1 protein-coding gene is annotated in these 997 nt (G+C 29.6%); it reads left to right on the top strand.

What is annotated here, in order from left to right:
• Positions 1–871: hypothetical protein (locus GXM17_RS21365; RefSeq protein WP_208796483.1), on the top strand; the 871-nt coding region annotated here is incomplete at its 5' end.
• Positions 872–997 lie beyond the last annotated feature (126 nt).

Genomic DNA, 997 nt, shown 5'->3' with positions numbered 1-997 from the left:
CGTTGGCAGAAATTTAACCCAAAAAATAATGAGTACTTTTAATTTTAATAAAATTTACGTTATAGAATCTTTAGATTTAAATAAAGAAAAACAAACAGGAAAAGAATTATATAATGATTTATTAAGATGGAAAGAGCAAGAACATAACGGTAAATTGCAAGCTGAATTAATACAGATTGAAAATAAAAAAGAATTCTTTAAAAGCTTAACTTCTATTGCAGACGATTGTGAGAAAATGAATTTAATGCCTATTCTTCATATCGAAATTCACGGGAATACCGAAGGGCTTTCATTAATATCTGGAGAGTTTATTTATTGGTCAGAATTATGCGATAATTTATCTCGTATTAATTCAATAATAGGTAATCATTTATTTATGACATTGGCAGTTTGTAATGGTGCATATTTAATGTCACAAATTAAACTAGCAAAGCCAGCACCCTTTTTTGGATTTATTGGTTCTTTTGACAGCCTTAAAGCTGAAGATATAATGATTCGCTATAGTGAATTCTATAAAGAATTTTTTACTTCATTCAATTTCAATCAAGCAATTCAAAACCTTTTTAATGCTAATCCAACGGTTCCTGCTGATTATAAATTTATAAGCTCCGAAGAAACTTTTAATGAAGTATATGGTAATTATCTTCGTGATAATTGCTCAAAAGAAGGTGTAAAAAAGAGAATAGAACAAGTTATTATTGATGAGAAAATGGAATTTCCAAGTCGACAAGCTAAAAGAAAATTTGGAAGAACATTTGAGAAATTATTATTACAGACAAAAGACTCTTACAAAAAAGAACACATGTCAATATTCTTTATGCTTAAAGATTTTCCCGAAAACTATAAGCGATTTAATTTAGTAAATAAATAAACTTCTGCCAACACACGTCTTGCGCCATTTGCGAATTTAGTGGAATTACCGTTTTTTAATCGTATTTTCGTTTAGCCGAAAATACTCGTCTTCGTAAGTCGCAAACGGCGCAAGGCGCGAGAACGT

This window comes from Flavobacterium fluviatile, from assembly GCF_010645065.1.
Classification (GTDB): Bacteria; Bacteroidota; Bacteroidia; order Flavobacteriales; family Flavobacteriaceae; genus Flavobacterium; species Flavobacterium fluviatile.
This window is presented reverse-complemented; position numbering and strand designations above follow the sequence as displayed.